At 57.3% G+C, this 24,588-nt stretch carries 22 protein-coding genes; 8 read left to right on the forward strand and 14 right to left on the reverse strand.

Annotated features, from left to right (window positions below; genetic code table 11):
* Window positions 1-8 precede the first annotated feature (8 nt).
* From atpF to ravA, 11 genes are all read right to left on the reverse strand, one after another.
* On the reverse strand, window positions 9-479 hold the full coding sequence (atpF, locus tag ACNY69_RS17990; protein WP_111140950.1) for a F0F1 ATP synthase subunit B: 471 nt from the start codon (window positions 477-479) through the stop codon (window positions 9-11).
* Between the two features lie 108 nt (window positions 480-587).
* A complete protein-coding gene (gene atpE, locus ACNY69_RS17995) occupies window positions 588-827 on the reverse strand; it encodes a F0F1 ATP synthase subunit C (protein ID WP_003849523.1) in 240 nt (79 codons plus the stop codon).
* Between the two features lie 105 nt (window positions 828-932).
* Window positions 933-1,751 carry a F0F1 ATP synthase subunit A gene (gene atpB / locus ACNY69_RS18000; RefSeq protein WP_111140949.1) on the reverse strand — a complete coding sequence of 273 codons (819 nt, stop codon included), beginning with the start codon at window positions 1,749-1,751 and terminating at the stop codon, window positions 933-935.
* Window positions 1,752-1,759: 8 nt separating this feature from the next.
* Window positions 1,760-2,140, reverse strand: coding sequence for a F0F1 ATP synthase subunit I (gene atpI / locus ACNY69_RS18005; protein ID WP_111140948.1), 381 nt, complete (start codon window positions 2,138-2,140; stop codon window positions 1,760-1,762).
* 709 nt (window positions 2,141-2,849) lie between these two features.
* Window positions 2,850-3,467 (reverse strand): 16S rRNA (guanine(527)-N(7))-methyltransferase RsmG, encoded by a 618-nt coding sequence (rsmG, locus tag ACNY69_RS18010; protein ID WP_418799415.1) that lies wholly within the window; start codon window positions 3,465-3,467, stop codon window positions 2,850-2,852.
* Between the two features lie 47 nt (window positions 3,468-3,514).
* Entirely contained in the window at window positions 3,515-5,404 is a 1,890-nt protein-coding gene (mnmG, locus tag ACNY69_RS18015; RefSeq protein WP_111140946.1) for a tRNA uridine-5-carboxymethylaminomethyl(34) synthesis enzyme MnmG, read from the reverse strand.
* 432 nt (window positions 5,405-5,836) lie between these two features.
* Window positions 5,837-6,277 (reverse strand): FMN-binding protein MioC, encoded by a 441-nt coding sequence (mioC, locus tag ACNY69_RS18020; protein ID WP_111140945.1) that lies wholly within the window; start codon window positions 6,275-6,277, stop codon window positions 5,837-5,839.
* A gap of 153 nt (window positions 6,278-6,430) precedes the next feature.
* Entirely contained in the window at window positions 6,431-6,892 is a 462-nt protein-coding gene (asnC, locus tag ACNY69_RS18025; RefSeq protein WP_111140944.1) for a transcriptional regulator AsnC, read from the reverse strand.
* 102 nt (window positions 6,893-6,994) lie between these two features.
* Window positions 6,995-9,133: a 5-histidylcysteine sulfoxide synthase gene (gene ovoA, locus ACNY69_RS18030; protein ID WP_418799418.1), complete on the reverse strand. Its 2,139-nt coding sequence runs from the start codon at window positions 9,131-9,133 to the stop codon at window positions 6,995-6,997.
* 71 nt (window positions 9,134-9,204) lie between these two features.
* Complete coding sequence (gene viaA, locus ACNY69_RS18035) at window positions 9,205-10,665, reverse strand: ATPase RavA stimulator ViaA (RefSeq protein WP_418799420.1); 1,461 nt, start codon at window positions 10,663-10,665, stop codon at window positions 9,205-9,207.
* Complete coding sequence (ravA, locus tag ACNY69_RS18040) at window positions 10,662-12,158, reverse strand: ATPase RavA (protein WP_111140952.1); 1,497 nt, start codon at window positions 12,156-12,158, stop codon at window positions 10,662-10,664. The genes viaA and ravA overlap by 4 nt, the downstream gene beginning before the upstream one ends.
* Before the next feature lie 289 nt (window positions 12,159-12,447).
* Here ravA and kup point away from each other — a divergent pair, with 289 nt between their 5' ends.
* Window positions 12,448-14,316 (forward strand): low affinity potassium transporter Kup, encoded by a 1,869-nt coding sequence (gene kup / locus ACNY69_RS18045; RefSeq protein ID WP_111140941.1) that lies wholly within the window; start codon window positions 12,448-12,450, stop codon window positions 14,314-14,316.
* A 15-nt stretch (window positions 14,317-14,331) separates the two neighbouring features.
* Here kup and qseC read toward each other — a convergent pair whose 3' ends face one another.
* Both qseC and qseB read right to left on the reverse strand, forming a co-directional pair.
* Complete coding sequence (qseC, locus tag ACNY69_RS18050; RefSeq protein WP_418799423.1) at window positions 14,332-15,687, reverse strand: quorum sensing histidine kinase QseC; 1,356 nt, start codon at window positions 15,685-15,687, stop codon at window positions 14,332-14,334.
* Entirely contained in the window at window positions 15,675-16,346 is a 672-nt protein-coding gene (qseB, locus tag ACNY69_RS18055; RefSeq protein ID WP_293773579.1) for a quorum sensing response regulator transcription factor QseB, read from the reverse strand. Before qseB ends, qseC begins: the two co-directional genes overlap by 13 nt.
* Before the next feature lie 164 nt (window positions 16,347-16,510).
* Here qseB and ACNY69_RS18060 point away from each other — a divergent pair, with 164 nt between their 5' ends.
* From ACNY69_RS18060 to rbsR, 7 genes are all read left to right on the forward strand, one after another.
* Window positions 16,511-16,918, forward strand: a complete 408-nt coding sequence (locus ACNY69_RS18060; protein ID WP_111140938.1) for a YgiW/YdeI family stress tolerance OB fold protein — start codon at window positions 16,511-16,513, stop codon at window positions 16,916-16,918.
* 227 nt (window positions 16,919-17,145) lie between these two features.
* A complete protein-coding gene (gene rbsD, locus ACNY69_RS18065) occupies window positions 17,146-17,565 on the forward strand; it encodes a D-ribose pyranase (protein ID WP_111140937.1) in 420 nt (139 codons plus the stop codon).
* 7 nt (window positions 17,566-17,572) lie between these two features.
* A complete protein-coding gene (rbsA, locus tag ACNY69_RS18070) occupies window positions 17,573-19,081 on the forward strand; it encodes a ribose ABC transporter ATP-binding protein RbsA (protein WP_111140936.1) in 1,509 nt (502 codons plus the stop codon).
* A complete protein-coding gene (gene rbsC, locus ACNY69_RS18075; RefSeq protein ID WP_111140935.1) occupies window positions 19,078-20,049 on the forward strand; it encodes a ribose ABC transporter permease in 972 nt (323 codons plus the stop codon). Before rbsA ends, rbsC begins: the two co-directional genes overlap by 4 nt.
* A 25-nt stretch (window positions 20,050-20,074) precedes the next feature.
* On the forward strand, window positions 20,075-20,950 hold the full coding sequence (gene rbsB, locus ACNY69_RS18080) for a ribose ABC transporter substrate-binding protein RbsB (protein WP_111140934.1): 876 nt from the start codon (window positions 20,075-20,077) through the stop codon (window positions 20,948-20,950).
* A 61-nt stretch (window positions 20,951-21,011) separates the two neighbouring features.
* On the forward strand, window positions 21,012-21,941 hold the full coding sequence (gene rbsK / locus ACNY69_RS18085; protein ID WP_418799426.1) for a ribokinase: 930 nt from the start codon (window positions 21,012-21,014) through the stop codon (window positions 21,939-21,941).
* Window positions 21,942-21,954: 13 nt separating this feature from the next.
* A complete protein-coding gene (gene rbsR, locus ACNY69_RS18090) occupies window positions 21,955-22,938 on the forward strand; it encodes a ribose operon transcriptional repressor RbsR (RefSeq protein WP_367396310.1) in 984 nt (327 codons plus the stop codon).
* On the opposite strand, the gene mdtD is transcribed toward rbsR, so the two are convergent.
* Window positions 22,935-24,335, reverse strand: a complete 1,401-nt coding sequence (gene mdtD / locus ACNY69_RS18095; protein ID WP_111140931.1) for a multidrug transporter subunit MdtD — start codon at window positions 24,333-24,335, stop codon at window positions 22,935-22,937. The genes rbsR and mdtD overlap by 4 nt on opposite strands.
* Window positions 24,336-24,588: the final 253 nt, after the last annotated feature.

Consider the following 24,588-nt stretch of genomic DNA (forward strand, 5'->3'; position numbering starts at 1 on the left):
CTCCCTCCTTACAGTTCAGCGACCAGTTTATCAACGATGTCGCTGTTAGCAGCTTCATCCACGGAACGTTCGATGATCTTCTCGGCACCAGCCATAGCCAGCAACGCAACCTGCTTACGCAGTTCTTCACGCGCACGTTTGCGTTCGGCGTCAATTTCAGCCTGCGCTTGTGTCACGATGCGATTACGTTCGTTTTCAGCTTCGGTTTTGGCTTCGTCCAGAATCTGCGCGCGACGCTTGTTCGCTTGCTCGATAATGACCTGAGCGTCTTCTTTGGCTTTTTTCAGCTGGTCGGTCGCATTAGCCTGCGCGAGATCCAAATCTTTCTTTGCACGTTCAGCAGAAGCAAGGCCTTCAGCAATTTCTTTCTGGCGCTTTTCGATGGCAGCCATAATCGGCGGCCATACGTACTTCATGCAGAACGCGACAAACAGGATGAACGCGATAGCCTGGCCGAGGATTGTTGCATTAATGTTCACAGCACAATGCCTCTAGATTGAGTATTTAACTTTTCTGCCGTTATCGCTGTGATAAGCGGCAGAATCCGTTCACCCCTGCACATTGTGCGTTGAGTGAACACAAGGGCTTTAGGCGACAGCAAACATCACGTACAGACCCAGACCAACAGCGATCATCGGGATTGCATCCACCAGACCCATTACAACAAAGAACTGCGTACGCAGCAGAGGAATCAGGTCAGGCTGACGAGCAGCGCCTTCCAGGAATTTTCCTCCGAGGATGCCGATACCGATCGCAGCACCGATTGCCGCCAGGCCCATCATCACAGCGGCAGCCATGTACAGCAGATCCATATTCAGGTTTTCCATGACAGTCTCCAGTTTGTTTCAGTTAAATGCTCCCTTCATCTTCCGGGCTTCAGCGACGTGCGCTGCCGCCCGAAATCAAGAGGGAAAGTAGTGTTGAGAAAAAAATCAATGTTCTTCAGATGCCATCGACAGATAGACAATCGTGAGGACCATGAAAATGAAAGCCTGTAGCGAAATGATCAGGATGTGGAAAATGGCCCACGGCACATTCAGCACCCACTGCGACCACCACGGCAACAGACCGGCAATAAGGATAAAGATCAGTTCACCCGCATACATGTTACCGAACAGTCGTAAACCCAGTGACACAGGCTTAGACAGCAGGCTCACACCTTCCAGAATCAGGTTGATCGGGATGAAGATCGGGTGGTTAAAAGGCTGCAGCGTCAGCTCTTTCGTGAAGCCGCCAATGCCTTTCATTTTGATGCTGTAGAACAGAATCAAAATAAATACGCCCAACGCCATAGACAGCGTGATGTTCACGTCTGCAGACGGTACGACGCGCAGCGCCGGTAACCCCAACAGATGCTCACCAATATATGGCAGCAGGTCGATTGGCAGCAGATCCATGAAGTTCATCAGGAAGACCCAGACAAAAATTGTCAGAGCCAGCGGGGCGATAAGTTTGCTCTTACCGTGATACATGTCGCGCACGTTACTATCAACGAAACCGACAACCAGTTCGATAGCCGCCTGCATTTTCCCTGGCACACCGCTGGTGACAGACTTCGCCACGCTACGGAACAACACCAGGAAGATAACTCCCAGCACCAGAGAGAAAAACATGGAATCGATATTTAATACCCAGAACGTCGCGGGAGCGTCGTGCGGATTCACTAACTCGAAGGTACGCAGGTCCAACTGAAGATGTGTCAGGTGGTGACCAATGTACTCTTGCGGAGTAGAGATTTCTCCTGCAGCCATGATGCCTCTTACCCTTTGTTGTTAATTACCGCCGGTGCCAGCATTTGTACCACCAGCACCGATAACCAGGTTATCCCGACCGGCCAGAAAGCCGCTCCGAATAGACCCAACGCCACAATGAGCAAAATGATGGTCGCAAACACTTTGGCTATTTCACCCAAAGCGAAGCTCCACGCGACTCGCCCCGAAGCGGGGGGTTGCCCCTGCAGGCGCCAGGCTAAAAACAAAAACAATACGTTTGGCAGCCAGGCTGCCGCACCGCCAGCCAGAGCAGAGACACCCCAGATGACATCTTTCACAGCAAAGAGTGCGCCGATGATGACTATTGTCACCAGCTGAATCATCAGCACCGTTCGGGCGAATTTTACACTGTAAAGAGACACTGACATGACGCTGATACTCTCCTGCCCCGTTAGGGGTATGTCGCGTGTCGTATAAGACTGCCTTTGCGCAGTTGAGTCAAGCAGCAAAAGCCGTGCAAATTATACGGGCCGCACCTGCGATTTCAATCGGTAAGTAGCGAAAAGGTGAACAATTATTTAAATTTCTTTCCGGAGGGCTATTTTTCCAAAGATTACCCTGCGGCGATTCACCCTCATCTGGCCAAAAATTCTCGTCTGTCGGGCTTTTAAAGCGTGCTTTAGATCACATAATAAGCACTTGTGCCAGCCAGAGTTTTATCTTCACGCTATTTAAGAACAATCCGCAAAAAGTTTTAACCCTTTTAAATCATTGGCTTAGGATTTTAAAAAAGCCTTTCCGGAACTATTTTCACAGAAAATACGCTATTGACATCGAACGTTGCCTGATAAACGTGAAATTCATATTACGTACGCGAAGTTATTACCTCGATATATTTTCATCCGTGACTACCTCTATTCCGTCACACCGCTATACAGGTGATATTTCTGATAACTAAATGTGAATTAATCGTTAAATGTAACAGAGCTTTTCGGATAATTTCCGTCACCCTTTTAACCCTCACACCGTTACGTCTTAATCAAAATCTTTTATTGATGGCGCATCATCTGCCCTTTTTTGCCACAAAGCCGATCGCGGAAGTGGCAGAAAAGTGTGCAGTTCCTGACCATCAGGCTCTTACTGCCGACGAAGGATCACCAGATGACGATCGCCTTCCAGCTGCGGAACCTGCAGCTTAATAACCGCATCAGTAACGTAGCCCGCCGGTAACTCAGCAATTTCATCATCCGGACGCACGCCTTTAAGCGCGAAAAAGCGCCCTTCCCCACCCGGCAGATGATGACACCAGTTCACCATGTCGGTCAGCGAGGCGAACGCCCGGCTGATGACGCCATCAAAAGGGGGCTCAGGGGGGAACGCTTCAACCCGGCTCTGAACCGGAGCAATGTTAGTAAGTCCTAACTCATGCTGAACCTGGCGCAGGAAGCGGACCCGTTTGCCCAGGCTGTCGAGCAGCGTGAAGTGCGCATCCGGCATCACGATAGCCAGCGGAATGCCAGGCAGACCCGGGCCGGTACCGACATCGATAAAGCGTGACCCGCTGAGATGCGGCGCCACTACGATGCTGTCGAGGATATGACGGACCAGCATCTGCTGCGGGTCGCGCACCGAGGTCAGGTTATAGGCTTTGTTCCACTTATCCAGCAGGCCGACATAGGCAACCAGCTGCTGTTTTTGTTGATCGGAGAGGGAAATACCGGCTGCTTTCAGCAGCGATGTGAGTGTGTTGATCACAGCATAAGTCCATTCAGCGGGGGCGAGTTACCTCGCCCCGTTTCAGATCAGGCGCTTTTGCGCAGCAGACCCTGTTTTTTCAAGTAGATCAGCAGAATTGAGATGGCCGCCGGCGTAATGCCCGAGATGCGGGTCGCCTGACCAATCGACGTCGGCTTATGATCGTTCAGCTTGGCGATCACCTCGTTTGAGAGGCCACTGACCTGACGATAGTCGAGCTCCACCGGCAGCAGCGTATTCTCGTTACGCAACTGGCGATCGATCTCTTCCTGCTGACGCGCGATATAGCCTTCATATTTGACCTGGATCTCAACCTGCTCTGCGGCCTGCTCGTCTGCCAGTGCCGGACCATAGCTCTCCAGGGTCATCAGCTTCAGATAGGTCATTTCCGGGCGGCGCAGCAGATCTTCACCACTGGCCTCTTTGGTCAGCGGCGCACTGAGCACCCTGTTCACATCTGTCACATGATCGGACTTCGGATGAACCCAGATATCACGCAGACGCTGACGCTCCTGTTCGATCGCTTCCAGCTTCTGATTGAAACGTGCCCAGCGCGCATCATCCACCAGGCCAAGCTCACGACCGGTTTCGGTCAGGCGCAGATCGGCATTATCTTCGCGCAGCATCAGACGGTACTCAGCACGCGAGGTAAACATGCGGTACGGCTCTTTGGTGCCGAGTGTGCAGAGGTCATCAACCAGCACGCCCAGATAAGCCTGGTCACGACGCGGCGCCCAGCCCTCTTTGTCAGCAGACTGACGGGCCGCATTCAGACCGGCCAGCATCCCCTGCGCAGCCGCCTCTTCATAACCGGTGGTGCCGTTGATCTGGCCGGCGAAGAACAGGCCGTGAATAAATTTGCTCTCCAGCGTCGGTTTCAGATCGCGCGGATCGAAGAAGTCATACTCAATGGCATAGCCAGGGCGCACGATCTTCGCGTTCTCCATGCCCTGCATCGAGCGGACGATCTGAATCTGTACGTCAAACGGCAGGCTGGTAGAGATACCGTTCGGATAGATCTCGTTGCTGGTCAGCCCTTCCGGCTCCAGGAAGATCTGATGCGAGTTGCGATCGGCAAAGCGCATCACCTTATCTTCGATCGACGGGCAATAGCGCGGGCCGATCCCTTCGATAATCCCGGCGTACATCGGGCTGCGATCCAGGTTGCTGCGGATCACCTCATGGGTTTTCTCGTTGGTATGGGTGATCCAGCACGGCACCTGCTGCGGATGTTCAGCAGCACTGCCCATGAAGGAGAAGACCGGCATCGGGTTGTCACCGTGCTGCGGCGTCAGCACCGAAAAATCGATGGAGCGCGCATCGATGCGCGGCGGCGTACCTGTCTTAAGGCGGTTCACCCGCAGCGGCAGCGCACGCAGGCGTTTTGCCAGCGGAATGGACGGCGGATCGCCAGCGCGACCACCACTGTAGTTGTCCAGACCGATATGAATTTTGCCATCAAGGAAGGTGCCGACGGTCAGAACTACGGTTTTTGCGCGGAACTTCAGGCCCATCTGGGTGACCGCGCCCACGACGCGATCGTTTTCCACGATAAGATCGTCGACCGCCTGCTGGAAGATCATCAGGTTAGGCTGATTCTCCAGTGCCGTGCGCACGGCCTGACGATAGAGCACGCGATCCGCCTGCGCACGGGTCGCCCGGACGGCCGGCCCTTTGCTCGCGTTTAGTATCCTGAACTGGATACCCGCCTGGTCGATCGCACGGGCCATCAGACCCCCTAAGGCATCCACTTCCTTCACCAGATGTCCTTTGCCAATGCCACCGATCGCCGGGTTACAGGACATTTGTCCAAGCGTATCAATGTTATGGGTGAGTAACAGGGTTTGCTGACCCATTCGGGCGGCCGCCATTGCGGCTTCGGTGCCCGCATGACCACCACCAATTACGATGACGTCAAAAGGATCCTGATAAAACATGAAGTGGTACCTCGGTTAATTAACGTGCAGGATCGTCGTCCTGGGGCGTGGATTCTACTCAAATTCCGGCTGGGGTGAAAGTCGCGGGATCGTCAGGTTTTAAAAGAAAGGATCTTAGATCTGTATATGATCTTTCTGTTAGATCTCTTATTAGGATCCCGTCCCCCTGTGGATATCTGTCAGAATAAGAGCAGAAACAACAGGATAAAGAGGATCGTTAGCTGTGAATGATCGGTGATCCTGATCCGTATAAGCTGGGATCAAAAAGCCCGCTTATCCACAGCTCAAAAAACGTTCTCGGGTTGTTCTTTGGATAACTACCGGTTATACGCACGATTGATCGGTAGTTATCCACAAAACAAAAGAGTGAAAAAGGATAAATTCAGCATCTTCCACTGGGGATCGTGACGATTTCGCGATCCCCGACCGCCTTCAGATCGCGCTTTTCCAGCTTTCCAGCCAGGCCTCCGCCGGATCTTCGGGGATCTCATGCTCCAGCACGTCAATCTCCAGACGATCGCCGATCCGGTGCGCACCCTGGGCAATCAGCTGTGCTTCAATCTGGCGGATCGCACCACAAAAGAGATCATATTCATGGTTGCCGAGTCCGACGGCACCGAACCGCACCTGAGAGAGGTCGGGCTGCGTGTCACGAATGGCTTCAAAGAGCGGCAGCAGATTATCGGGAATATCGCCTGCACCGTGGGTGGAGCTGACCACCAGCCAGATCCCCTTGGCCGGCAGCTCATCCAGCGTCGGGCCGTGCAGCATCTGCGTTGAGAAGCCCGCATCCTGTAATTTTTCTTCCAGATGTTCAGCCACGTACTCTGCGCTACCCAGGGTACTGCCACTGATTAAGGTAATATCGGCCATCTTGCTCTCCCGGACATTAAGGCGAGCATTGTACGCTGTGATCAAGCGGTGATCCACCTGTGGACAACAGGGTTAATAGATCAGGAGAGGCGAACGCAGCCGTTGTCAGCCGCCACATTCGTCAGGGATAAGATTATGCACAGGCGAGAGGGATCAGGGTTTGATGGTGCGCATGATCGGGTTTTGCAGCGAGATCAGGGTTTCCGTGGACTGGATTTCATCGATGGTCTGGATCTTGTTGATCAACACCTGTTGCAGAGCGTCGATCGAGCGGCACATCACTTTAATAAAGATGCTGTAGTGGCCGGTGGTGTACCAGGCTTCAACCACCTCATCCAGCGCGTTCAGCTTGCTCAGCGCCGCCGGATAGTCGCGGGCGCTTTTCAGGATGATACCGATAAAGCAGCAGACATCGAACCCCAGCTGGCGGGGATCGATATCCACGCGGGTGCCCAGAATAATCCCCGCCTGTTTCATCTTCTCTACGCGCACATGAATGGTGCCGGGGCTGACGTTAAACTGTTTTGCCAGCTCGGCGTAAGCGGTGCGCGCATTCTCCAGCAGGGCATTCAGAATGCCGCGATCCAGATTATCGAGCTGCAGGTGTTCGGCCATGGCCATCCTCGTTATAGGTCTGCTTGAGTAACAGGGGTGAATGTGCAGCAAAATAGCGATTCAGGCAACTCCCGGCAGCGACGGGCGCCGCTGCCGGTTCACTTAACGTTTACGCCAGAGCGTGACCTGCGCCAGCGTGTGCTGGAACTTGCGGGCCGTTTCGCGGATCACAAAGGGCACATCCTGCGGTTCGCCGACCTGCTCGAAGTCGGCCGCCAGCAGACGTTGCAGCGCCTGTAGCGTCGTCAGCGCTTCGCCGTTTTCGCGCACGCCGCCCAGCCAGTTCTCCTTCGGCGTGAACGCCTCCAGCCAGATATAGGGCGATGAAAGCAGCAGAATGCCGCCCTGCCGCAGCATCGGCGTCACGTCGCGCAGGAAACGCGCAGGCTGTCGCAGACGGTCGATCAGGTTAGAGGCGAGCACCAGATCGTAACGATCGGGCTGTGGCTTGAGGTTGCAGGCGTCACCCTGCACAAACTGGATCCGCTGCGCCAGTGCGCTCTCCGGGACGAAATCTTTCAGGCGAACCTGGCGATATTCGACCAGATCGCCCTCCTGGGGCAGCAGATAACGGAAATCTTCGCCGCTGGCCAGCTGCAGCGCCACATCGATAAAGCGTGCCGAATAGTCCATGCCGGTCACCCGGTCGAAATGGCGGGCCAGTTCGAAGCTGGCGCGGCCGGTGGCGCAGCCGATGTCCAGCGCCTCGCCGCGCGCGTGGGTGTGCTCCAGCGCCAGCCTGACCAGGCTTTCGGCGTAGTTATCGACACCGAAATAGCGCGGACCATACTGGAAATCGAGATACTGCGACACCATCGCATCCGACTCATAGGGGTTCAGCGCCATGGTCTCCTGATGCGTGGAGACGACATAGCGGAAACCGGCATGCTGGAAGAAGTGGCGACGGAACGCATAGCGAGCCGATTTCAGTGCTTCGTTGCCGGTCGAGATCCAGCTGCCGCCTTTGATCAGCGAATGTTTGCCATCAAAGGTTGGGGTAGAGAAATCGTCGTAAAGCGGATGGACTTTAAAGCCTTCGAAGCCGTTGGTCGGCGTGGTTGTCCACTGCCAGACGTTCCCGACGATATCGAAGAAACTGCCCTGCGCGAACAGATCGACCGGAGATGAGGAAGCCCAGTACGCCAGATTGATATTGCCCGGCGCCCGCTCCCAGTCCGGCTGATCGCCAGCCACCTGCTCACGCAGCTGCGCCCATTCGGCTTCGCAGGGCAGCTGAATGGCCATACCGGTCTGCGCCGCTTTCCAGCGACAGAACGCGGCCGCCTCCAGCTGATTGACCTCGGCAGGCCAGTCCCACGGCATGGCGACTTCTTCGCACATCAGGCGCAGTTTTAGCTGATCGGGCATCTCAGGCGTGCCCACCCAGAAGGTCGGCATTACCGCACCGGCAAACTGACACCAGCCCCAGCCTTCGTCATCCCACCAGCGGCGATCCTGATAGCCGCCAGCCTCGACGAACGCAAAATATTCCGCGTTGCTGACCAGCATCCTGCTCGCCTGGAACGGCTGCAGCGTGATCTGCTGACGGCCATATTCGTTATCCCAGCCATAGGTATCGTCGGTTTTTCCCAGGGTGACGGTGCCGCCGGGCATCGGCAGCAGGCTGTTAGCGGGCACGGTTTCGCGCTGGTGGCGCGCCATCGGACAGACCGGCCAGGCGGCCTGCGGCCGGACCCACTCAAGCGGTAACTGGCGTATCAGCACGCTGGAGGTTTCCAGATGAATACGTTCATGCTCGATACCCATCAGGATCACCCAGGCCGGGCTTTCCCAGGTGATTGGCAGCGTAACAGGCATGGTCTGGATCAGATCGCTGACCAGCGCCTTCACGCGCCCGCGGTATTCGCGCACGGCGTCAATGGTCGGCCAGTCATAGTGGCTGTCGTTGAGATCGTCCCAGCTCATCTCATCCACGCCGATCGCCATCATCGCTTCGATGCGATCGTCCATGCGGGCGTCGATCAGGCGACCGGCCATCAGCTTATTAATGTAGAACGTCGCGGTATGACCAAAATAGAAGATCAACGGATGGCGCAGCGGAATGGCTTTGTTGAACCAGGCCTTTGAATCGGCCAGACAGGTGAACAGGCTTTCATACTGTTCCCAGGTCTGAAGAAAATAGGCCAGCAATTCGGCACGTTTTTGTTCAATGTTCTGGCCGGAGAGCAATAACGTCCGCGTCGGGGCTGGCAAATCGCGGTGGGGTTGAGCAAGCGTCACAGGAAGCTCCAGATTGCTGAGTAAGTGAAACGGTAATTTACTATAGCAAAGAAGCTTTTCGGTCAGATGACTTAACGGCGCCAGTGGCGCAGCAGACGGCTTTTCATGCCGGTATCGAAGCGCCAGATATGGTCGAAGATGCGCAGAATGCCGGGTTTTCCGTGGGCCGACATCGCCACGGCGTGAAAACGTTGCTGATTATGTCGCTGGCGTTTTTTAATTGCGCCGATCACCTCTTCCGGCAGGCGCTGAGCGATAAAATCGGAGACGATCACCGCATCCGCTTCCTGCCACAGGCTGCCCTCCATTCGGGTTACCACCGAGGAGAGGCAGGCGGCCAGGTCGGTGCCGCCGCGAAAACGCTGGCTCAGGAAGCGGATCGCCTGTTCCAGCCCGTCATCGCCGGTCAGCTCATAGCCAATCACCTCATGCGCGAACAGCATGATGTAGCAGCGACGACGATCGGCCAGCGCGACCTTCAGCAGCGCCAGACAGAAGGCTTTGGCGCAGCGCTCGTTAAAGCCGCCCATCGAACCGGAGGTATCGACGCAGACGATAAAAGGACCGCGCGGCTGCTCTTCATGCTGCTGATGGCTGGCCGGACGCATCATCACCTTCTCATGCCAGGCGTCACCCTGCAGCCTGTAAGTCAGCAGCCGTTTCTCAACCAGCCGCCGGTAAAACTCCAGCTCCAGTTCGCTGATGCTCAGCGCCGCGAGTTCCGGTGGCAGCAGACGCAGCACATCATCGCTTTGATGAATGCCGCTGACCTCCTCCGGCACGGCGTCAGGCTCCTGCACCAGCTGGTGGAAGGCCTCCAGAGGGGCCTCCTGTGACGGCACCGATTTGGCCTCCCGGCTGCGTCCCAGCTGCCGGGCCAGCGTCATCAGCTCCGGTTGCTGCGCCAGAAAATCGCCATACTGCAGCATCAGCTGATAGTCGCCGGGCTGCAGTGACGCTTTGCTCATGTCCCACAACCGGCCAGCGGCTGCTTCATCATCGTCACCGAGAACCGGTGCCAGCTGGCCGCTCAGCGCCATGCGCTGCTGCAGTTGCGCCATCAGGCGCTCGCGCTGCTGCTCCAGCAAATCCTGATTCAGCGTCAGGGTCTGTAAGGTCAGGCTCAGTCGCCAGCGCTGCAAAAAAAGCTGATGCTGTGCGCTGCTGAGCTGACGGGTCTCCGCGTGCTGCAGCAGCCGGTGTGCTTCATCAAGGAAAGGGGATGGCAGGCTTTCAAGCGCCTGAAGGGTGGTATCCAGCTGGTGGCTGAATTCACGATCGCTGAACAGCTGTACCCGCTGAAACAGCTGAAACTCCTCCGCCAGCGTCGCCGGAACGGGCGTAGCTTTGAGTTCTGCATTGATCTCTGCGCGCCAGCGCGGCACGTCGCGCAGCAGCGCTTTTTTCAGTCCGGGAAATTTTTCAAAAAACAGCGCCAGCTGGGGAGACGCCAGCAGAGCAATAATCAGCTCTTCAATCAGTTCAGTCTCCCCCACCGAGAGCAGGGTGCTGAGCGTCTCCACGGAGATCATTTACGCGCCTGTTTCAGCTGTTCCGCCACATCCTGCAGGCTGGTTTCCACCCGCGCCAGCCAGTCATCGCTGATAAAGAGGCAGCGCTGATGCTGACTGAAGAGATGGCGCTGGGAACGCAGCTCGCTCTCCAGCGCATCCAGTGCCTCACTGATCTCACCCGGCAGCGGCTCGCGGGTGTTGACGCCAGGCAGGGTGAGACGCGACGACTGCAGGCTGACATCCCGGACCGCCAGACAGTGCTGCGCATCCACCTGTAAATCCAGACTCTGGGCAAAGCCAATGCCGTTCAGCTTGCCGCGTACCTCGCCCCCTTTCTGCAGCCACTGATTCAGGGCGTCACGGGCGATCACCAGATGCGTCACCTGCATATCGTGCAGCGTCAGCGGCTTCTGCAGCATCAGCGTCAGCTGCTCATCGGTGAGATTTTCCGGCATATCGTAATGGGGTTTGCGGCTGAACATACCGCTGTGCTTCTCCAGGGTGATCGCCTGGGCGATACTCTGCTGTTGCTGCAGCGCCAGGCGGCGCGCGTTGATCTGCTGCAGTTTAAGCAGCATCGACTGCTGCTGCCAGGCGTGTAACGTCATCAGCTGATCGATTTCGCGTTCCAGCAGCTGCATGGAGGCGACGTCGTGCCAGAGACAATCCTTCAGCAGGATCAGGTCGACAGGGGCAATGGCGTTGCGCCCGCTGTAAAAGGCACTCGCCTGCAGCAAATGAATGGCCTTCTTCCAGCGACGGTCGGAAATGTAGGGTGCGGCGGGCTGGCTCTCCAGCTGCTGGCGCAGCTGATAAATCAGCTCAAACACCGCATCGGGCAGAGAGACCTGGCTGATGCCAAGCTGCCACTGCGCATACTCTTCATCGCTGATGCGCAGCGATTCCGCCACCGGATTGGCGTGCTCATCCTGCTGGTGGGTCAGCAGGCTGCGGAAGTTCTGCTTCTCATGCACGTTATCCAGCCACAGACGGATCAGCATCCGGTCATAGAGCGCCTCAAGGCCGCTGTCGGCTTCCGGTAGCTCGTTGGAGGCGGTAACCAGCAGCCGCATCGGGATTTTCTCTTCGCTGTCACCATTGCGGAAGCGGCGTTCGTTAATGGCGGTCAGCAGGGTATTCAGGATCGCCGGACCGGCTTTCCAGATCTCATCCAGAAAGACAATTTCCGCGTCGGGCAGATAGCCTTTTGTCAGACGCTGATAGCGTCCTTCATCCTTGAGCGCCTGAATGGAGAGCGGGCCAAACACCTCTTCCGGCGTGGAAAAGCGGGTCATCAGATATTCAAAGGCGCGGGCGTGCTGAAAGGCATATTTAAGGCGGCGGGCAATCAGACTCTTGGCGATACCGGGCGGTCCCAGCAGGAATACGCTCTCACCGCTCAGCGCCGCCAGCAGGCAGAGGCGAATGGCGTGATGACGCTCATACAATCCTTTTTCTAACGCATTGCTGAGGCGAGAAATTCTTTCTGCCAAAAGGTGGGGTTGAGCCATAATCACATCAATATCCTTACGATCGTCGGGCCGCCGCGCTTAAGCAAGCGCCTTACTCTATAGATCATCATGCGCGAAAGCGTTGATAGCTGTCAGCTTTTTTGTTTCAGAAGGTTTGCGTGGTTAAAAGTGGCGTTAAATGAGACTTTACCGCCTGAAACGGCCCTGTGAGCCGGACTGAGAGGCGAAGCGGGTATAGGAATTTTCGGCAATACGTGCATACTGTGCGCTTTTTGATGGCCTGAGCGAGGGGTGTTGCGCCTCTTAGACTCCAACAAAAGATAACTCTATGAGCTCGGATAATAAGCAGTCACTTCGTGGATTAACGCTGGCCGCGATTGGTGTTGTTTACGGGGATATCGGCACCAGTCCGCTGTACACCCTGCGTGAATGTCTCTCCGGACAGTTTGGCTTCGGTGTTGAACGGGAAGCGGTATTTGGCTTTCTGTCGCTGATTTTCTGGCTGCTGGTGCTGGTGGTCTCACTGAAATATATCAGTTATGTGATGCGCGCCGACAACGCCGGTGAAGGCGGCATTCTGACACTGATGTCGCTGGCGGGCCGGCATACCGGGGGGCGCGCCACGGCGATACTGGTGATCATGGGCCTGATTGGCGGCAGCTTCTTCTATGGCGAGGTGGTGATCACGCCGGCTATTTCGGTGATGTCAGCTATTGAAGGCCTGGAGATTGCCGCACCGTCGCTGGATCCCTTTATTGTGCCGATGTCGATTGCGGTCCTGACGCTGCTGTTCGTGATCCAGAAACATGGCACCGGCATGGTGGGAAAACTCTTTGCTCCGGTGATGCTGGTGTGGTTCCTGGTGCTGGCCGTGCTTGGCGGTCTTGGCATCATGAAGAATCCGGAGGTGCTGCACGCGCTGAATCCCGCGTATGCCGTGGAGTTCTTCCTGCACTATAAATCGGTCTCCTTCTTCGCCTTGGGCGCGGTGGTGCTGGCGATAACCGGGGTTGAAGCACTCTACGCCGATATGGGGCACTTCGGTAAAGTGCCGATCCGGCTGGCATGGTTCTCGGTAGTGCTGCCTTCGCTGGTGCTGAACTACTTTGGTCAGGGTGCGCTGTTACTCAGCGATCCCAAAGCGATTAAGAACCCCTTCTTTCTGCTGGCACCGGACTGGGCGCTGATCCCGATGCTGATTCTGGCAACGCTGGCGACGGTTATCGCGTCACAGGCGGTCATCTCCGGGGTCTTCTCACTGACCCGTCAGGCTGTGCGCCTGGGGTATCTGCCGGGGATGCGCATCATTCACACCTCTGAGCGGGAATCGGGCCAGATCTATATTCCGGTCATCAACTGGGTGCTCTATTTTGCGGTGCTGATTGTGATCATCAGCTTCGAGCACTCCAGCAACCTGGCTGCGGCCTATGGTATCGCCGTAACCGGCACGATGGTGCTGACCGCGATCCTCTCCTGCACCGTGGCCGTGAAAAACTGGCACTGGCATAAGCTGGCGGTCGGCGTCATCCTGGTGCTGATGCTCTGTATCGACGTGCCGCTGTTTACGGCGAACCTGGTGAAAATCTTTTCGGGTGGCTGGCTGCCGCTCTGTCTCGGCATGGTGATGTTTATCATTATGACGACGTGGAAAAGCGAACGTTTCCGCCTGCTGCGCCGTATGCATGAGCACGGCAACTCCCTGGAGGCGATGATCGCCTCACTGGAGAAGTCGCCGCCGGTTCGGGTGCCTGGCACGGCGGTCTATATGTCGCGCGCCCTGAATGTGATTCCGTTTGCCATGCTGCACAATCTCAAGCACAACAAGGTGTTGCATGAGCGGGTCGTGCTGCTGACGTTGCGGACAGAAGATGCCCCTTACGTTCACAACGTGCGGCGCGTCACCATTGAGCAGCTGTCGCCCACCTTCTGGCGGGTGGTGGCGAGCTACGGCTGGCGCGAAACGCCTAACGTCGAGGAGATTTTCCATCGGTGCGGGCTGGAAGGGCTGAACTGTCGCATGATGGAGACCTCCTTCTTTATGTCGCACGAGTCGCTGATCATCGGCAAGCGTCCGTGGTATCTGCGCCTGCGCGGCAAACTCTTCCTGGCGCTGCAGCGCAATGCGCTCCGTGCGCCGGACCAGTTTGAGATCCCGCCAAACCGGGTGATTGAGCTGGGAACCCAGGTCGAGATCTGATCGGCCGCGCCCGCCTTACGGGGTGGGCGCTGACCAGCGCAGCGTGACGCAGAGTCCGCTGCCGGGTCGCTGGCTGAAGGCGACCTCCATCCCATGCAGCTGCGCGATTTGACGGACGATTGATAATCCCAGTCCGCTGCCACTTTTCTCCTGACCCGGCGGTCGCCAGAAACGCTCACCGAGCCGTTGCCGATCGGCGTCACGCATCCCCTCGCCATTATCCTCAACCGACAGGCTGTTCGCCGCTAACCGCACATCGACTTCACTGCCCGCGGGCGTATAACGAATGGCGTTATCCAGCAGATTGCGCACCAGCAGTGACAGCAGCAGCGGATTCCCCTGAAGCTGCGGATCGGCCTCCGCATGCAGTCGCAGGGTGACGCCCGTTTTATCCGCCAGCGGCAGCTGGGCAGCCAGCGTCTCCTGCACAGTGCGTTTCAGCGCCACCGGTTCGAAGGCGCTGCGGGCATCCTCCGCTTCCACCCGGGAGAGCGTCAGCAGCTGGTCCACCAGCCGGGTCGCGCGGATGATGCCGGTATCCAGTTGCCGCAGTGCATGGGTACGCATCACTTCATCATCCGCCGTGAGCTGGATCACCTCGCTTTGTACCTGCAGCGCGGCCAGCGGAGTGCGCAGCTCATGGGCAGCATCGGAGGTAAAGCGTCGTTCACGCTGAATCATGGCGCTGATGCGGCTGAACAGCCCGTTGAGCGCGACTATCAGCGGCTGAACCTCTTTCGGCACGCGGTCAGCCTGCAGCGGCGTGTCGTCATCCGGCGCGCGCTGCGCCAGCTGTCGCGCCAGCGTCTTCAGTGGGCGCAGTTCAGACCAGACCAGCGCGATCAGCAACATCAGCATAAAAGGCAGCGCCAGCAGCCACGGCAGGACGCTGGCTCGCATCAGATCCTGCGTCATGTCGTCACGGTACTCCACCTCCTGACCCACTACCACGCGGAACTGCCTGTCGGGGGTGGTCAGCCAGACGAACCGCCAGCGATCGTCATCGTTGGTGAGCTGCCCCTCGTGAAATCCCTGATACTCAGCTTCAAACGGCAGATAGCGCCCATTATCACCATCGTTCAGCACCTGCCTGCCGTCACGCGTGAAGACCGCAAACGCCAGGGCGTCGTCATCCTGATCGCCGCGATGGTGGCGCAGCATCGCTTTGGTGGTGGGCAGTGTAACGTTGTCGAGCGAGGCGAAATCCAGCGTCAGCAGGCGCTTGGCCAGCAGCATCTGCTGGGTATCAAAGAGCTCATCCAGGGTTTCGCGGGTCTGATGCCAGGCGCTGAGGCTGGCACTGCCCCAGCAGATCGCCAGCAGCAGCACAAAACCGAGGCCGAGCCGCAGAAACAGGCTCATTGATCGCATCCGGTGGCTCCCAGGGTGTAACCGACGCCATGCAGCGTTCGGATAAAGTGGCTGCCCAGCTTCTTACGCAGATGATGGATATGCACTTCCACGGCGTTGCTGGAGACATCGGCATCCCAGCTGTAGAGCTTCTCTTCCAGCTGGCTGCGCGTCAGCACCCGGCCGGGGTTGCGCAGAAAGAGTTCCAGCAGCGCCAGTTCGCGGCTTTTCAGCGCAACCGGCTCGCCATCGCACATCACACTGTGGCTGCCCGGGATCAGCACCACATTGCCGTGACGCAGTTCAGGCTGCAGCTGGCCGTGACGGCGACGGATCAGCGCCTGCAAGCGAGCGGCCACTTCGGTCAGGGCGAAGGGTTTGCACAGATAGTCGTCAGCGCCCTGCTGCAGCCCTTCGATCCGCTGGTCGAGCGCATCGCGGGCGGTGAGGATCAGCACCGGCACATCGTTGCCCTGCTGTCGCCACTGCCGCAGGATATCAAGGCCGTCACGCTCAGGCAGCGAGAGATCCAGGATCACCGCATCCCAGGGCGCTGCCGCCAGGGCGTTAAAGCCCGCCTCACCCGACGTGAACCAGTCCACGCTGAAACCCAGCTTACTCAGCCCCGCCTTAATGCCGTCGCCAATCAGGCGATCGTCCTCAATCAGTAAAATACGCATCCCGTCTCCCTCTGCTGATAGCGTTTTATACGAAGCCCCTCCCGCCTTGTACAGCGGATTCCGGCGCAGCGCGCTTATTTTTAACGCTTAAGAAGCTGTTAAGAACCCTGTGGTCTACTGGGCTCATTCACACCGGCAACATGACTTAAAAAAAGGGGTACACCATGAAAAAGCACGCTGCAATTCTGGCCGTCGTAATGCTGGCTTCCGCACCGGTTTTTGCTGCCCAGCAGGGCGGATTTGTTGATCCCAGCGCACCCGCCGCGCAGACGCAGACCGCAGAGGGTCAGGGCGGATTCAAAGCCGACCACACCAGCGTCGTGACCGTGAAGCAGGCGGAAGAGATGAAGGATGACAGCTGGATCACCGTGCGTGGCAAGCTGGAAAAGCAGATCGGCCATGAAGATTATCTGTTCCGTGACCAGACCGGAACGATGAAGGTGGAGATCGATCGTAAGCACTGGAACGGACAGACCATTTCGCCGCAGGACAACGTTGAGCTGACGGGTGAACTGGATAAAGATTTCAACAGCGTTGAGCTGGATGTAAAACAGGTTAAGAAGCTGCCTTAACCCTCGCGGTACAGGTTCATTTCACCGACCGCAACCCGACAGTCTCCGTTCATGCCGGGCCGCCTCTGCGGCCCCTTTTTTCCGGCTCCTTCCCACCTTAACGCAAATTGTCCTCCGCGTAAGCGAAACGTTTCGATAGCGATCACAGATTTCTGATCTGCTGATTGAGTTGTTGACGGCTTTTCATACACTCCCGGAAGCGAAACGTTTCGCTGTGGAGTGAAAAGATGAAAAAAGGTCGCCTGTTAAACGCTGAACTCTCTCATGTGATTGCCCGCCTGGGACACACGGATACGCTGACGATTGCCGATGCAGGCTTGCCGATCCCGGCAGGACCGCAGCGCATCGATCTGGCGCTCACGCCGGGTACGCCCGATTTTATGCAGGTGGTGAATGCCGTTGCACTGGAGATGCAGGTCGAGGGCGCCCTGATCGCCGAGGAGATTAAGCAGCACAATCCGTCACTTCATGGCGCGCTGATCGCCGTGCTCGAAGCCTTGCAACAGCACCAGGGAAATACCATCACCATCCGCTACATCAGTCATGAGACATTCAAACAACAAACGCAGCGTAGTCAGGCGGTCATTCGCAGCGGAGAGTGCTCTCCGTTTGCGAATGTCATCCTCAGCGCCGGTGTGACCTTCTGAGGCGGCTATGCAACCTTTACTGCAACTCGACGGCATTGAAAAATCCTTTCCGGGTGTAAAAGCCCTGAAAGGCGCGTCGCTGAATGTCCGGGCCGGACGCGTCATGGCGCTGGTGGGCGAAAACGGCGCAGGCAAGTCCACCATGATGAAAGTGCTGACCGGGATCTATCAGTATGATGCCGGTACGCTGCGCTGGCTGGGCAAAGAGACCCGTTTCAGTGGGCCAAAGGCCTCGCAGGAAGCGGGTATTGGCATTATCCATCAGGAACTGAACCTGATCCCGCAGTTAACCGTGGCGGAGAATATTTTCCTCGGTCGCGAATATGTCACGACGTTTGGCCGTATCCAGTGGTCACGGATGTATGCCGAAGCCGATGCACTGCTGAAGCGACTCAATCTGCGCTTCAGCAGCCATAAGCTGGTGGGCGATTTGTCGATTGGCGATCAGCAAATGGTTGAGATCGCCAAGGTGCTGAGCTTTGAGTCAAAAGTGATCATCATGGATGAGCCGACCGATGCGCTCACCGATACCGAAACGCTGTCGCTTTTTCGGGTGATCAACGAGCTGAAAGCGCAGGGCTGCGGCATCGTCTATATCTCGCATCGTATGAAAGAGATTTTTGAGATCTGCGATGACGTCACGGTGTTCCGCGATGGTCAGTTTATCGCTGAACGTCCGGTCAGCGCGCTGACCGAAGAGAGCCTGATCGAGATGATGGTCGGCCGCAAACTGGAAGATCAATACCCCCATATCGACCAGGCACCCGGCGAGGTGCGTCTCCGGGTGGAGAACGTCAGCGGCCCGGGCGTGGAGGATGTCAGCTTCAGCCTGCGCAAAGGTGAAATTCTGGGCATCTCTGGCCTGATGGGCGCGGGCCGGACCGAACTGATGAAAGTCCTCTATGGCGCGCTGCCGCGTCGGGCCGGATCCCTGTGGCTCAATGGCCGGGATGTGGTCACGCGTTCACCGCAGGATGGGCTGGCTAACGGCATCGTCTACATCTCTGAAGATCGTAAGCGCGATGGTCTGGTGCTGGGGATGTCAGTAAAAGAGAACATGTCGCTGACGGCGCTTCGCTATTTCAGTCACGGTGGCGGCACCCTGAAACATGCGGCGGAGCAGCTGGCGGTGGGCGACTTCATCCGGCTGTTTAACGTCAAAACCCCCTCTATGGAGCAGCCGATCGGCCTGCTGTCGGGGGGAAACCAGCAGAAAGTGGCGATAGCCCGCGGTCTGATGACCCGTCCGGACGTGCTGATTCTGGATGAGCCGACGCGCGGTGTGGATGTCGGCGCAAAGAAAGAGATCTATCAACTGATTAACCAGTTTAAAGCCGAAGGGCTGAGCATCATCCTGGTCTCCTCGGAGATGCCGGAAGTGCTGGGCATGAGCGACCGGATTCTGGTGATGCATGAAGGCCGTATCAGCGGCGAATTTACCCGGGAAGAGGCCACTCAGGAGAGCCTGATGGCCGCCGCCGTAGGCAAGCAACACAGCGAGGATTTAGTGGTATGACGACCCAAACTTTACCTGCCAGCCGTCGCTGGTTTAGCAAAAGCTGGCTGCTTGAACAGAAGTCGCTGATTGCGCTGCTGGTGCTGATCGCCGTGGTGGCCAGCCAGAGCCCGAACTTCTTTACCGTAGCGAACCTGTTCAACATCCTGCAGCAGACCTCGGTTAACGCCATTATGGCGGTGGGAATGACGCTGGTGATCCTGACCTCCGGTATCGACCTTTCTGTGGGGTCGCTGCTGGCCCTGACCGGTGCGGTGGGCGCCTCGCTGGTCGGTATGGAAGTGAATGCCCTCGTCGCGGTGGCGGCATCGCTGGCGCTGGGGGCGGCTATCGGCGGCGTGACCGGCACGATTGTGGCACGCGGCAAGGTACAGGCGTTTATCGCCACCCTGGTTATGATGCTGCTGCTGCGCGGTGTCACCATGGTCTACACCGATGGCAGCCCGATTAACACCGGTTTCAGCGCCAATGCCGATCTGCTGGGCTGGTTTGGTATCGGTCGTCCGCTAGGCGTTCCTGCGCCGGTCTGGCTGATGGCGCTGGTCTTCATCGCCGCCTGGTACATGCTGCAGCACACCCGTCTGGGCCGCTACATCTATGCCCTTGGCGGAAATGAGGCGGCAACGCGTCTTTCCGGCATTAACGTCAATCGCGTCAAAATCATCGTCTACTCACTGAGTGGCATGCTGGCGGCGCTGGCGGGCACGATCGAAGTAGCACGTCTCTCCTCGGCACAGCCTACGGCAGGCACCGGCTATGAGCTGGATGCGATTGCGGCGGTCGTGCTGGGCGGAACCAGCCTGGCGGGCGGTAAAGGGCGTATTTTCGGCACCCTGATTGGCGCGCTGATCCTCGGCTTTCTGAATAACGGCCTGAACCTGATGGGTGTTTCTTCGTACTACCAGATGATCGTTAAAGCGGTAGTCATCCTGCTGGCGGTGCTGGTGGATAATAAAAGCAGTAAATAACTCTGACCTTACACAGGATAACAAGATGAAAAAGTTAACCATACTGGCTGCGATCCTTGGCGCAACGCTCAGCACCGGCGCGATGGCAAAAGATACCATCGCACTGGTGGTCTCAACCCTGAACAACCCGTTCTTTGTTTCGCTGAAAGAGGGTGCTCAGAAAGAGGCGGACAAGCTGGGCTACAACCTGGTGGTGCTGGACTCTCAGAACAACCCGGCGAAAGAGCTGGCGAACGTGCAGGATCTGACGGTGCGCGGCACCAAACTGCTGCTGATCAACCCTACCGATTCTGATGCTGTAGGCAATGCCGTGAAGATGGCGAACCAGGCGAAGATCCCGGTGATTACGCTGGACCGCGTGGCCGCACAGGGCACCGTTGTCAGCCACGTCGCCTCGGATAACCGTTTCGGCGGTAAAATGGCGGGTGACTACATCGCGAAGAAAGTGGGCGAAAACGCCAAAATTATTGAGCTGCAGGGCATTGCCGGAACGTCTGCCGCCCGCGAACGTGGCGAAGGCTTCAAACAAGCCGCAGATGCACACAAATTCCAGATCCTCGCCAGCCAGCCTGCTGATTTCGACCGCACCAAGGGTCTGAACGTCATGCAGAACCTGCTGCAGGCCCATCCGGATGTGCAGGCTGTCTTCGCTCAGAACGATGAAATGGCGCTGGGTGCACTGCGTGCGCTGCAGACCGCCGGTAAAACCGGTGTGATCGTGGTAGGTTTTGACGGCACCGCGGATGGCGTGAAAGCCGTCGAAGGTGGCAAACTGTCTGCGACCGTGGCACAGATGCCAGACAAAATTGGCATGATCGGCGTGGATACCGCTGATAAAGTGCTGAAGGGTGAAAAGGTGAAGGCGATCAACCCGGTCGACCTGAAGCTGGTCACTCAATAACTCAAAGAAAAGCAGGGCACCGCGCCACCCTTCCGGTGGCGCACTTATTCCGGACTCCCCTATGAGCAAAAACGCAAAACTGGCCGTTCTTGGCAGCATTAATGCTGACCACATCCTTAATCTGGCGCACTTCCCTCGTCCCGGTGAAACGGTGATCGGGCAGGGTTATCAGATTGCGTTTGGCGGTAAAGGTGCCAATCAGGCCGTCGCAGCCGGACGTGCGGGTGCCGATATCGCCTTTATCGCCTGTGTGGGCGCTGACGACATCGGCGAACGTATCCGTCAGCAGCTGGCGCAGGACAACATTGATACCACGCCGGTCGGAATCGATGAGGGTGAGTCGACAGGCGTGGCGATGATCTTCGTCAACGGCGAAGGTGAGAACAATATCGGCATCTACTCCGGCGCGAATGCGGCGCTGACACCCGCGTACGTCACGCGTCATCAGCAGGTGATCGCCGATGCTGATGCGCTATTAATGCAGCTGGAGTCCCCGCTGGAGAGCGTACTGGCTGCTGCCAGACTCGCCCGACAGCATCAGACCCAGGTGATCCTGAATCCGGCGCCCGCCACCCCGCTCTCCGATGAGCTGCTGGCGTTAATCGATATCATCACACCGAATGAAACCGAAGCGGAGAGTCTGACCGGTATTGCGGTCAACAGCGACGACGATGCGGCGCGCGCGGCGGCAGTGCTGCATGCCAAAGGCATCCATACGGTCCTGATTACCCTGGGACGTCGCGGCGTCTGGCTGAGCGAGCAGGGAGAGGGCCAGCGTATTGCCGGCTTCAGCGTAAAGGCCATCGACACTATTGCGGCGGGCGATACCTTTAACGGTGCCTTTATTACGGCGCGACTGGAGCAGAAACCGATGTATGACGCGGTGCGATTTGCTCATGCCGCCGCCGCGATCGCCGTCACCCGACCGGGTGCGCAGCCCTCCGTGCCGTGGCGCGCGGAGATCGATGAATTTTTGCAGCAGCAGGGCTAAGCGCTTGAGCACCATGAAAGATGTCGCCCGGCTGGCGGGCGTCTCCACCTCCACCGTCTCGCACGTTATTAATAACAACCGCTTTGTGAGTGACGGTGTACGGGAGAAGGTTGAGCAGGCGATACGCCATCTCAATTATGCCCCTTCCGCCCTGGCGCGCAGTCTGAAAATCAATCAGACGCACACGATCGGTATGCTGCTGACGACCAGCAGCAACCCGTTTTATGCTGAAGTGGTGCGGGGCGTGGAGGAGAGCTGCTACCAGCGTGGCTACAGCCTGGTCCTCTGCAACACGGCGGGCGACGAGGAGCGGATGAACCGCAGCCTGGAAACGCTGATGCAGAAGCGCGTGGATGGCCTGCTGATCATGTGCACCGAAAGTCATCTGCCGTCGGCCGACATCCTGAACCGCTATCCCGCCATTCCGGCCGTCATGATGGACTGGGCACCCTTTGAAGGGCGGGGTGACATCATTCAGGATAACGCGCTGCTGGGTGGCGAGCTGGCGACGCAGCACCTTATCGACAGCGGTTATACCCGCATCGCCTGTATCGCCGGGCCGCAGGATAAAACCCCGGCGCGTATGCGGCTGGAGGGCTATCGCAACGCCATGACAAAGAGTGGCCTGGAGATTTTGCCTGGCTATGTGGTGAGTGGCGACTTTGAATTTCAGGGCGGCTACAACGGCATGGTTGAACTGCTGTCGCTGGAAACGCCGCCGCAGGCGGTGTTTACCAGCAACGACGCGATGGCGGTTGGTGTCTATCATGCACTTTATCAGGCTGACATACAGGTTCCGCAGCAGATGGCGGTGATGGGATATGATGATATCGAACTGGCGCGCTATCTCACTCCGCCCCTCAGCACCATTCATCAGCCCAAAGATGCGCTGGGTGAACTGGCGATTGATACCCTGCTTTACCGGCTCAGCCATCCCGACGCCAGCCAGCAGACGCTGGTGCTGACGCCGGAACTGGTCATGCGAGGCTCCGTCTAACGCTTTTTCTTCTTATCGCGATCGCTAATCAGATTTCGTCCATCTCCGTTTTTCAGCAGCATAAAGGTCAGCGCCGACAGCACCGTCACTACCCCCATCGTCAGGAACGTGGCGTGAAACTGGGAAATGGTGCTCGTTTCAAACTCCTGATAGAAGCGGAGCACGGCTGCACTGACCGCCACACCAAAACTGATGGCCAGCTGCTGCGTCACGGCCAGCACGCTGTTACCGCCACTGGCGTTATCGTCATCCAGATCGGCCAGCGTAATGGTATTCATGGCGGTGAACTGCGTTGACATGGCCATGCCGAGAATAAACAGCGGAAGTAGCAGCACGATGATGCTTTCTGCCGGAGACTGCAGAGAGAAGCTGGCGATCAGAATACCAATAATCGTTGTGATGCCGACCAGCAGGCGACGATAGCCCAGCCAGCGCAGCAGCTGGGTCACCGTCGACTTCGCCAGTATTGAACCGATGGCGACAGGCGCCATCATGCAGCCGGCAATAATCGCAGAGTAGCCAAAACCCACCTGTAACATGAGCGGCATTAAAAATGGCACGCAGCCGGTTCCGAGACGGGATGCTATGTTGCCGCCGATGCCGACGGAGAAGGTGCGGGTTTTAAACATCGGCAGATTAATCAGCGGCGAAGGGTGACGCCGGGCATGCACGATATAAAGAAGCAACAGCACAATGCCGCTGAATAATATTCCGCCCGCCAGCCAGGCAGAAACCACGCGTTCGCCAAACAGCTCAATCCCGATCGAGATCATCACCAGTCCGGCTCCGAACAGCAGAAAGCCGAAAAAGTCGAAGCGGCGTTTAGGGGTAGTGAAGTCCGGCATATATTTACGGGCGTAGACAATGCCCATGATGCCTATCGGAATATTAATCAGGAAGATCCAGTGCCACGTCGCATAGGTTACCAGCACGCCGCCCAGCAGCGGACCCAGGATCGGACCGACTAATCCGGGCATGGTCACAAAGTTGAGCACCGGCAGCAGTTCACTGCGCGGGTAGGCGCGCAGCAGCGCGAGTCGTGCGACCGGCATCATCATGGCGCCCCCTATGCCCTGCACGACGCGTGATATGACCAGCACCTGGAGCGTTGGCGACAGCGCGCAGGCCAGTGATCCGAAGGTAAAAAGGGAAACCGCAATGATAAACACCCGGCGGGTGCCGAAGCGATCGGCCAGCCAGCCGCTGACCGGGATCAGCATCGCAACGGTCAGGGTGTAGCTGATAACAGCAGATTGCATAGCGAGGGGAGAACGGTCGAGGCTGGTGGCGATAGCGGGCAGGGCAGTATTCAGTATGGTGGCATCAAGCGACTGCATAAAAAAGGCCATCGCCGCTATCCATGGCAAACCAGCCATGCTGCGCGCAGATCTGATCATTGAGTATCCTTCCTGGGGTTTCCTGCGAGAAGAAGCAAAATAATAGCACCAGCCTTCAGCCACATCAGGTCTCTTTACAACGTTTCATGGCGATATTTGTGCGCTATTCGGCCATTAAATGTCGCTTTTTAAGCCGTTCGTTTAAAAAAGAGGCGCTCAGTAAATTAATTTAAAGAAACGCTTGTCAGCCCGGCGAAACTCCCTATAATGCGCCTCCATCAACACGGCACACCGGCAACGGGAAGCGCGTTGA

This window comes from Pantoea graminicola (assembly GCF_048452665.1).
GTDB lineage: Bacteria > Pseudomonadota > Gammaproteobacteria > Enterobacterales > Enterobacteriaceae > Pantoea.